This is a genomic window from Psychrobacter piechaudii, assembly GCF_900162825.1.
Taxonomy (GTDB): domain Bacteria; phylum Pseudomonadota; class Gammaproteobacteria; order Pseudomonadales; family Moraxellaceae; genus Psychrobacter; species Psychrobacter piechaudii.
Map to the genome: position 1 here is coordinate 1 of NZ_FUGE01000022.1, position 7,086 is coordinate 7,086.

Genomic DNA, 7,086 nt, shown 5'->3' on the forward strand with positions numbered 1-7,086 from the left:
ATGCAGGTTGTCAGCTTGAGATCGTAAATGAGAGTTACACTACCCAGACCTGCTCGTACTGCCTTAAAATAAGTGACAGTAGCTTGAGGGTAGAGCAGGCTTGCGAATAAGAGGATGGACTTGTGCTGAGTGTGGCACATGGCATGATAGAGATACCAATGCTGCTAAGAACATCCTTGCGGTCGGGCTTGACCGTCTAGCTGTAGGAATCCCCTTGGTTTAGCGAGGGGAGGAGGTCAAAGTTATACCAGTAAAGCGTTATACAACAATAGCAATGAGGCCTGAATAGAGAGCTTCATTGTTAACCTGATAAGATCTGACTGTTAAAAATTAATTGATAGGCTTTTTTAGAAGGTTTTTTTATGGGAAAAATGGACTTGACTCAAATTACGTTAGGATGTATAAAAGTGCCATATACGGTATAACAGCACCAAGATTGCTATCTACCGCTTTCTTACTTATATTTCACACGTCTTTTTTATCGCCTAGCTAATGCTGACATCTTGCATTCACTGTTTCTCTTGGCAAAAAAAGATCTGTCCTCTCTGATTTGGTAATGTCCCATTACCCATACTAAGCTTCATGCTTAATTTATAAGTAATTATTTCGAATTTTCTAAAGTTTATTTTGTACACTTTTGCTTAGGCTGAAACCAACCTAGGCTCATAATAAATGGGTCTTTTACAGCATGACAACTTTATCTACACCTCCTTTGTCACCAAAGGATACCCTCGACTATGGCCATCGTTTTGATGCCAATCGCCGCTGGGAAGCCTCTTTAACCCTAGGGTTTGCAGCTTATCCAGAGCGCGATACTTCAATTACTCGCATGAATGTGGCGCGTCACTATGGCCCACTTCGCGTCCAACGCGCGTTTTATCCTGAAGGCCGCAATGGCTGCTGTCATATCTACTTATTACACCCCCCTGGTGGTTTGGCCAGTGGTGACTCATTGAACATAGCTGTCAGTGTGGATAAAAATGCTCACACTCTGCTGACCACCCCTGCAGCGAATAAACTATACCGCGCTGATAGCAATGGTGTGGCTTGGACTCAGCACACGCATCTGAAGGTTGCCGAGGATGCGGTACTTGAATGGTTACCGCAAGAAACCCTAGCTTTTGATGGCTCACGCGGTCAACAGATGGTTATTATTGATTTGGCCGAAACCGCTAAGTGTCTAGGTTGGGAGATTATTGGTTTGGGCCGTCCTGCAAGCGATTTACCTTATGTTAGCGGTATTATTGAACAGCATTTTCAATTAACCCAAAACGGTCGTCCGCTGTGGCTAGAACGCCAAGTCATTGACCCCACACATCCTAGATTTGCTGGTAAATGGGGACAAGGTGGTGCCACAGTACACGCCACTTTATGGGCAGTGGGTCTAAGCGACCCTGAAGCCACCATCAGCGAACTGCGTGACAAGATTGCCCCCAATCATAATTGGGCTGTAACCTATCGCCGCGGCGTATTGCTGCTACGTTATTTGGGCATGGAGCGTAATGAGGCTTGGGACTTATTGCAGCAAGCTCGCGAGATTCTGCGCCCAAGACTGATCGGCGTTAAGTCGGTCACTCCCCGTATTTGGCTAACCTAATTAGCAAGCAAGCTTATTACAAATAACTAATCGCAAAACTTTGTATTATCAATGATTTCTCTGTGCTTATGCCCTACCTGGTATAAGACTTAAATAACAATAGCAATAAAAAACGGAGCACATAATGGAACTTACCCCCAGAGATAAAGATAAATTAATGTTATTCACAGCGGGTTTATTAGCAGAGCGCCGCAAAGCAAAGGGGCTTAAGCTAAATTATCCAGAAGCCATTGCCCTTATTAGCTGTGCCATTATGGAAGGCGCGCGTGAAGGTCGTACTGTCGCTGAGATGATGAGTGCAGGACGCGAGATCCTTACTCGCGATGATGTGATGGATGGTGTCGCTGAAATGATTGAAAGCATTCAAGTAGAAGCCACTTTTCCGGACGGCACCAAGTTGGTCACCGTTCACAACCCCATCGTTTAGGAGATAAGTCATGATTCCTGGTGAATATCAGTTAAAAGACGAAGACATTGAGTTGTGCGTCGGCCGTGAAAGCTTTGTAATTGAAGTGGCTAATTTAGGCGACCGTCCGATCCAAGTAGGCTCTCATTATCATTTTGCAGAAACAAATAGTGCCTTAAGCTTTGATCGTGAAAAGGCTTATGGGCACCGTTTAGCGATACCTGCAGGGACAGCTATACGCTTTGAGCCTGGTCAAAAAAGAGAGGTTTCACTCATCCCTTATGGGGGATTGCGCCGTATCTATGGATTTAGAGGCGAGGTGATGGGAGCAATAGATCAGAATCAAGCTCAGGAGAAAAATAATGAAAATTAATCGCGAAGCTTATGCCAATTTATATGGACCGACAACGGGTGACCGCATCCGCCTAGGCGACACTGAGCTGTGGATTGAGATTGAAAAAGATCACACTCATTATGGTGAAGAAGTGGTCTTTGGGGGTGGTAAGGTCATTCGTGATGGTATGGGTCAAAGCCAGCTCTGCTCTGATCAAGTCATGGATACGGTGATTACCAATGCTATTATTATTGACTGGTGGGGCATCGAAAAAGCTGACGTGGGCTTAAAAGATGGCCGTATTGCGGCCATTGGTAAAGCGGGTAACCCTGATACACAGCCTGGAGTCACCATGAATATCGGTGCAGGTACCGAGATTATCGCTGGTGAAGGTCAAATTCTAACAGCAGGGGCTATTGATACCCACGTGCATTACATCTGCCCTCAGCAGGTTGATGAAGCTTTAATGAGCGGGATGACCACCATGATTGGTGGCGGTACCGGCCCTGCTACAGGCTCTGTGGCCACTACCAATACTGCAGGTCCTTGGTATATCGCACGTATGATGCAAGCAGTGGACCAGTTGCCTATAAACATCGGATTATTAGGTAAAGGCAGTAGTAGCTCACCAGAGGCTCTTGAGGAGCAAGTTAAAGCAGGGGCTATGAGCCTGAAGGTTCATGAAGACTGGGCTGCCACCCCAGCAACTATTAACAATGCACTAGATATCGCTGACCGTTATGATATTCAGATTGCCCTACATGCTGATAGCTTAAATGAGTCCGGATTCGTCAAAGAAACCCTAGAGGCATTCAAAGACCGCTGTATTCACTCCTACCATACTGAAGGTGCTGGCGGCGGACACGCTCCTGATATTATTGTGGCGTGTGGTGAGCCAAACGTATTGCCGTCGTCAACCAACCCTACTCGTCCTTACACCATCAACACCGTTGATGAGCATTTAGACATGCTGATGGAGTGTCACCATTTAGATCCTAACATCCCAGAAGACGTGGCCTTCGCTGACTCTCGTATTCGTCGTGAAACCATCGCTGCTGAAGATATCTTGCACGATATCGGCGCAATTTCGATGATTTCATCAGACTCACAAGCCATGGGCCGTATCGGTGAAGTAATCTGTCGTACTTGGCAAACTGCGCATAAGATGCGGGTTCAGCGTGGTCTACTTCCTGAAGATAAAGAACGTGGTACCGATAACTTCCGGGTTAAGCGCTACATTGCTAAATACACCATCAACCCTGCGATTACCCATGGCGTATCGCATGAAGTTGGCTCAATCGAAGTGGGTAAGCTTGCAGACTTAGTACTGTGGAAACCAGGATTTTTTGGGGTTAAACCTTCCATTATTCTAAAAGGTGGCATGATTGCTGGGGCTGCTATGGGGGATCCAAATGCCGCTATCTCAACTCCACAGCCGGTTCACTATCGCCGTATGTTTGGTGCCCTAGGCGGTGCAGTTTCTGCCACCCGTGTAACCTTCGTCAGCCAAGCTGCCATGAATAATGGCATAGAAGAAAAGCTGGGTCTAAAGAGCCGCTTGGTTGCCTGTAAAAATGTGCGCCAAATGCGTAAAAAAGACATGAAATTAAACGACTTCTGCCCAAACTTAATGGTAGATCCAGAAACCTATGAAGTGCGCGCAGATGGTGAACTGCTAACTTGTGAGCCTTTAGCCGAAGTGCCTCTGGCTCAGCGTTATCACTTGTTCTAACCCACTTTGAAGGAAATTAACATGTTGCAATTAACCCAAAGACTTAATGGCAGTGAACAGGCTCCTGCAGAGGTTTTTGACACCTTAACCTTGCCTTATGAGCTGCGTATTCGGGGTCGCCTAAAAGCGACTACTGATAACAACCGCGAGGTGGGGCTATTTTTAGATCGTGGTCCTGTGCTACGTCATGGTGATTTGCTACAAGCTGATAGCGGTGAAATCATCCAAGTATTGGCCGCTGATGAAGATGTGACCACTGCGTATATTGAAAATGGCCTGCCTTTAGCGCGCTTATGCTATCACTTGGGCAATCGTCATGTGTCACTGGCCATTGGCTCAGATGAAGACGGCCTTCACTGGGTACGCTTCCCACCCGACCATGTGCTTGAAGAGCTGGCAGAGCTACTGGGCGCTGAGCTAACTCATCACAAAGCACCATTTGACCCTGAGTCAGGAGCCTATGCCCAAGCCGGCCGTGAACATGCACACAGCCATTCACATGGACACGGTCACCATCATTCACATGGTCATGGACATGGCCACGGTCATCATCACTCACATGACCACTCACATCACGGTGGACACCATGATCACTAATGAGCCGACCAGTGCCATTAGTGACTTAGCGTTACTCGGGCTGATGCAATTGATCAGCCCTGCTCTGCCTATTGGTGCTTTTGCTTGGTCGCAAGGCCTAGAAAGTGCCTTTGAGTTGGGCTGGGTAACCACGGAGCAAGAGCTGTGTCAATGGCTTGAGGGCGTGTTAAATGATGGTTTAACCCGCTGTGAGCTACCGGTGCTTGCCAGACTACAGAACTGCTGGGCCAATCAAGACAGCCAAGGTTTGGTCTACTGGAACGAGTGGATTCATGCCAACCGTGAGAGTGCTGAGCTTAGTGACGAAGATATTCGCCTAGGGCTTGCACTCACTCGGCTGTTGACCAGCTTAGATATTCAGCCCAAGCCTGAGCAGGGAGATGCTGCACTGCCAGATGAGCCCGGTTATGTGACTGTCTTTGCTTGGACCGCACATACCCGCAATGTTCCGGTGCGCCAAAGCTTACTTGGCTTTTCGTGGGCTTGGCTTGAAAACCAATTGGCGGTCGCCTGTAAAGCCATGCCATTAGGACATACCGCAGCACAGCGTCTCAATGAGCAACTACGTCCCAAATTAGTATCGGCCGTAGACACTGCATTGGCTTTAGCTGATGAAGACTTGGGCCCTATTATGCCCGGTCTGGCGCTAGGCAGTGCACAGCACGAGACTCAATACTCACGGCTGTTTAGAAGCTAGTATTTGCTTAAACGGTTTGTGTGACTTTTTTAATTTTGCACTTATATGTGTCGCAATAATAAGGAAAATATTTTATGAAACATTGTTTACGAGTTGGTGTAGGTGGCCCAGTTGGGTCAGGCAAAACCGCCCTTTTACGCCAATTATGCAGCGCCTTAAAAGACCATTACAACATTGCTGTTGTGACCAACGACATCTATACCCGTGAAGACGCTGACTTCTTATTGAAGCATGATGCCCTGCCAGCAGACCGTATTATCGGTGTGGAAACTGGCGGCTGTCCGCACACTGCCATTCGTGAAGACGCATCAATGAACTTAGCGGCCATTGACGACTTACAAAACCGCCATCCAGATTTAGAGTTGGTATTGGTAGAGTCTGGCGGTGACAACTTAGCGGCAACTTTTAGCCCTGAGCTGTCTGATTTAACTTTATACGTTATTGATGTGGCCGCTGGTGATAAGATTCCTCGTAAAGGTGGCCCTGGTATCACCAAGTCAGACTTATTAATCATCAACAAAATTGATATCGCAGAGCAAGTTCACGCCTCTTTAGATGTGATGGAACGTGACTCGAAGAAAATGCGTGGCGAACGTCCATTTATCTTCACCAACTTATATGATGGTGTGGGCGTTGAAGAAATCATCAGCTTCATCTTAGACAAAGGCATGTTGCCTGAGCGCCGTCCTAGTAAGCAAAACGCTAACGCTTAATTAGCCATACTAGATTTGATTATAGTAATAACAAAAGACGGTTGTCTTTATAACTAGAAAACCAAACAACCGTCAAATAACTGTTCTATAACTCTCATAAAACCATTAAACAACTCAAGGAATTAACTCATGAAAAACTTGTCTAAATTCATGCTTACCGCAGGTCTAATGCTAACGGCTAGCCTTGCTCTAGCTCACCCAGGCCACGGTGATGTTCTGCACACTCATAATGCCTTTTTAAGCGGCATAATGCACCCATTTATGGGGCTTGACCACTTATTGGCTATGGCCGCTATTGGCTTTTGGAGTATGCGTCAAAATGACACTATGAAAAGTGGTACGCCACTATTCGTAGTGGGTGGTATGGTATTGGGTGCGGCAATCGCTTGGGCTGGCGTTAGCTTAGCGGGTGTCGAGACTGGTATCGCCATGTCAGTTCTACTGGCTGGGGTATTGATTGCAACCTTGGCTAAATTACCGACAGCGATTGGTGGCACCTTGGTTGCTCTATTTATGATTGCTCATGGCTATGCGCATGGTGCTGAGATGGCAGCCGGCTCTAATATCGTGACTTATATGATTGGCTTCGTAGCGGCTACGCTTGCGATTACTTTTGGTGGTCGTGCTTTAGGCGCAGCTATGCAAAAATCAGACAACCGTATCACTCGTGCTTTAGGTGGTGTGGTCGCTGTTATTGGTGGCTTTATGGCTGCCAGTTAATCTAACTGTCAGGTTTAATTAGTAATAAAAAAGCCGTGGGTTCTTCCTGCGGCTTTTTTATGTTTTTATCAGTATTTGCTTTGAAAAGCTTCTATTGCTGAACTAGTTGACCTCCTCCCCTCGCTAAACCGAGGGGATTCCTACAGCTAGACGGTCAAGCCCGACCGCAAGGATATTCTTAGCAGCATTGGTATCTCTATCATGCCATGTGCCACACTCAGCACAAGTCCATCCTCTTATTCGCAAACCTGCTCTACCTTTTGGACTACTGTCACTTATTTTATGGCAGC

The 7,086-nt window shown here is 46.8% G+C and carries 9 protein-coding genes and 1 pseudogene; 9 read left to right on the forward strand and 1 reads right to left on the reverse strand.

Annotated elements, in window-relative coordinates; translation table 11 throughout:
* From A1019T_RS00270 to A1019T_RS00310, 9 genes and pseudogenes are all read left to right on the forward strand, one after another.
* A pseudogene (locus A1019T_RS00270) lies at positions 1-223 on the forward strand (zinc ribbon domain-containing protein); the annotation flags it as partial.
* Between the two features lie 465 nt (positions 224-688).
* Positions 689-1,597, forward strand: a complete 909-nt coding sequence (locus A1019T_RS00275; RefSeq protein WP_077449916.1) for an urease accessory protein UreD — start codon at positions 689-691, stop codon at positions 1,595-1,597.
* Positions 1,598-1,721: 124 nt separating this feature from the next.
* Positions 1,722-2,024 carry an urease subunit gamma gene (ureA, locus tag A1019T_RS00280; RefSeq protein WP_077449917.1) on the forward strand — a complete coding sequence of 101 codons (303 nt, stop codon included), beginning with the start codon at positions 1,722-1,724 and terminating at the stop codon, positions 2,022-2,024.
* 10 nt (positions 2,025-2,034) lie between these two features.
* Entirely contained in the window at positions 2,035-2,376 is a 342-nt protein-coding gene (locus tag A1019T_RS00285; RefSeq protein ID WP_077449918.1) for an urease subunit beta, read from the forward strand.
* A complete protein-coding gene (gene ureC / locus A1019T_RS00290) occupies positions 2,366-4,069 on the forward strand; it encodes an urease subunit alpha (protein WP_077449919.1) in 1,704 nt (567 codons plus the stop codon). The genes A1019T_RS00285 and ureC overlap by 11 nt, the downstream gene beginning before the upstream one ends.
* 21 nt (positions 4,070-4,090) lie before the next feature.
* Positions 4,091-4,666, forward strand: a complete 576-nt coding sequence (ureE, locus tag A1019T_RS00295) for an urease accessory protein UreE (RefSeq protein ID WP_077449920.1) — start codon at positions 4,091-4,093, stop codon at positions 4,664-4,666.
* Between the two features lie 43 nt (positions 4,667-4,709).
* Complete coding sequence (locus tag A1019T_RS00300) at positions 4,710-5,363, forward strand: urease accessory protein UreF (RefSeq protein ID WP_244156480.1); 654 nt, start codon at positions 4,710-4,712, stop codon at positions 5,361-5,363.
* Positions 5,364-5,437: 74 nt separating this feature from the next.
* Positions 5,438-6,076: an urease accessory protein UreG gene (gene ureG / locus A1019T_RS00305; protein WP_077449922.1), complete on the forward strand. Its 639-nt coding sequence runs from the start codon at positions 5,438-5,440 to the stop codon at positions 6,074-6,076.
* Between the two features lie 129 nt (positions 6,077-6,205).
* Positions 6,206-6,796 carry a HupE/UreJ family protein gene (locus tag A1019T_RS00310; RefSeq protein ID WP_077449923.1) on the forward strand — a complete coding sequence of 197 codons (591 nt, stop codon included), beginning with the start codon at positions 6,206-6,208 and terminating at the stop codon, positions 6,794-6,796.
* Positions 6,797-6,919: 123 nt separating this feature from the next.
* Here A1019T_RS00310 and A1019T_RS00315 read toward each other — a convergent pair.
* On the reverse strand, positions 6,920-7,086 hold a 167-nt coding region (locus tag A1019T_RS00315), incomplete at its 5' end, for a zinc ribbon domain-containing protein (RefSeq protein ID WP_143514048.1).

Bases quoted from the DNA above. Each gene is read 5' to 3' on its own strand.
- A1019T_RS00275 (WP_077449916.1), top strand. From the start codon at position 689: ATGACAACTTTATCTACACCTCCTTTGTCACCAAAGGATACCCTCGAC.
- ureA (WP_077449917.1), top strand. From the start codon at position 1,722: ATGGAACTTACCCCCAGAGATAAAGATAAATTAATGTTATTCACAGCG.
- A1019T_RS00285 (WP_077449918.1), top strand. From the start codon at position 2,035: ATGATTCCTGGTGAATATCAGTTAAAAGACGAAGACATTGAGTTGTGC.
- ureC (WP_077449919.1), top strand. From the start codon at position 2,366: ATGAAAATTAATCGCGAAGCTTATGCCAATTTATATGGACCGACAACG.
- ureE (WP_077449920.1), top strand. From the start codon at position 4,091: ATGTTGCAATTAACCCAAAGACTTAATGGCAGTGAACAGGCTCCTGCA.
- A1019T_RS00300 (WP_244156480.1), top strand. From the start codon at position 4,710: ATGCAATTGATCAGCCCTGCTCTGCCTATTGGTGCTTTTGCTTGGTCG.
- ureG (WP_077449922.1), top strand. From the start codon at position 5,438: ATGAAACATTGTTTACGAGTTGGTGTAGGTGGCCCAGTTGGGTCAGGC.
- A1019T_RS00310 (WP_077449923.1), top strand. From the start codon at position 6,206: ATGAAAAACTTGTCTAAATTCATGCTTACCGCAGGTCTAATGCTAACG.